The organism is Mesorhizobium sp. M7A.F.Ca.CA.003.01.2.1 (assembly GCF_003998945.1).
In the GTDB taxonomy this organism is placed as follows: domain Bacteria; phylum Pseudomonadota; class Alphaproteobacteria; order Rhizobiales; family Rhizobiaceae; genus Mesorhizobium; species Mesorhizobium ciceri.
On sequence record NZ_RZRA01001003.1, the window covers coordinates 1 to 1,932 of the forward strand.

Here is a 1,932-nt window from a genome sequence, read left to right on the forward strand (position 1 = left end):
TGCCTGACCGCCGCCGGGTCGCTGAGCGCAGTCCGGATCGCCTTGAGCGGGGACCGCGCCTTGATGTGCTGTACCAGTGACAGAAACGATGCCGCCTTGCGCAGGCTGCGGCCACGCCGCGCGAACGCGGCTTGCGCGGCCTCATCCATCCGATGGGTTTGAGCGAACACGGCATCCGCCCTGCGCATGGCTTCGACGTGGTGAAGCTCGAGCACGCGCGAAATGGAGACGCTGCGAATATGGTAGGCATAGCCGATATCGGGCTCGACGACGCATTTTCCGCCGTTGGCCAGGGCGGCGGCAAAGAGGATGTAGTCTTCGCCGATCCTCAGCTTCTCGTCATAGCGAAGCCGGTTTTCGTTCAGGAACTCGCGCTGGAAGATCGGCTTGAGGTAGCCGAGGTTGAACTTGGATTCGAAGACGATGTTGCCGGCGATGTAGGTGGCCAGCGAAATCTCGCGCAAGCCTTCCAGATATTGCCGCGGAAACATCGCGTCCTCGATAACGCCGTCCTCGCGAACGACCTGCAGATTGTCGACGGCGATCTGGGCATCCGCGCTTTCGGCACGCGCGATCATCTTGGCGAGCCGGCCGGGAAAGACCGCGTCGTCGGAATCGAGAACCGCGATCCATCTGCCGCGGGCGGCATCGAGGCCGGCATTCCTGGCGCCGCCCGGGCCGCGATTGCTTGGCAGGGCGATGACACGGACGATATCCCCGGGATAGGCCCGCGCAACATCGAGCGTCGCATCGCGCGACTTGTCGTCGACGACGATGATTTCGACGCTGACACCCTTCTGGGCGATGGCGCTGGCGATCGCCCGATCAAGGGTCGTCTCGGCATTGTAGGCGGCAATAACGAAGGAAACATCGGGGATAGAGCTGACGTCAGGCTGCACGCTTGCCTCCCTCCTGTGGCGAAGGCTGGCCATAGAGGCGGATTTCGCGGATGCCGACGAGGCCGCTGACGACACCAACATGCATAATGCCGCGCAGCACGCTGCGGTTCCTGCGTACCGGACTGACGACGACCGGAAGTGCCGAGGCGAAGCAATAGATGGCCTTTGCCGAGGCCAGGCCGACCTGCTTGGCCAGACCGATTCCGCTGGCGCTGCTGCCCAGGAGATGGCCATGCGTCTGGCCGACGCGGAAGCGGCGGCGGCCGAGCCAATCGAATGCCGCCCTGGAGCGCGGCACCACCTCGTCGACCCATGCCTCGGGCGAGAAGGCGATGCGGCCGCCTGCCTTGTGCATCTGGTCGAAGAATTCGGTGTCCTCGCCGCCGGTCTGGCCACGCGCCAGGCTGAAGCGGCGGCCGCGCAGGCTGTCCGAGCCCATCCGCAGCAGAACGTTGCAGGTGTAGCCGGTCTGGATCTCGCCGCGCACCCAGACGGGCAAGGTCGAATGGAAATCGCCGCGCCGCATCCAGTCCGGCGCGTCCGGGCGATAGCGCGCCCTGACCGGGCCGAGCACGGCGGCGGCACCGCTTTGCTGCGCCATCGCGGCCAGTTCGGCAAGCCATGGCGTCGTGGCCGTCTCGTCGTCGTCGATGAAGGCGACGAAATCCGCGGTGCTCGCATCGAGGCAGGCGTTGCGGGCGATCGAGATGTTGCGCGCCGGGGCGTGCTGATAGTGGATCGGCACCGTCAATTCCCGCGACAGCGCCGCCACCAGGTCACGGGCCGATGGGGTGTCGTCATTGTCGGCGACGACGATGCGGACATCGAATCCCACCGGCATCTCCATGGCGTCGAGCGAGCGCAGCGTGTCGGCCAGTTCCGGCCGGCGGAACGTGCAGACGCCGATGTCGATGCTGCGGTTCTTTGCCGACACCGCCATCAGGCCACTCCTCGTCGCGAGCCGAGGCCGAGAAGCTGCAGCCAGAAGCCGACCGACCAGCCAAGATGCATGACCATGGCCGAGACACCGGCC

Annotated in this window: 2 protein-coding genes; both read right to left on the reverse strand. The window is 65.9% G+C overall.

Going from position 1 to position 1,932, the window contains the following annotated elements; genetic code table 11:
- Positions 1-899, reverse strand: an 899-nt coding sequence (locus EN969_RS28855; RefSeq protein ID WP_164758590.1) for a glycosyltransferase family 2 protein, incomplete at its 3' end; no start/stop codon positions are given.
- Entirely contained in the window at positions 889-1,839 is a 951-nt protein-coding gene (locus tag EN969_RS28860) for a glycosyltransferase family 2 protein (protein ID WP_063169887.1), read from the reverse strand. The genes EN969_RS28855 and EN969_RS28860, both read right to left, overlap by 11 nt.
- Positions 1,840-1,932 lie beyond the last annotated feature (93 nt).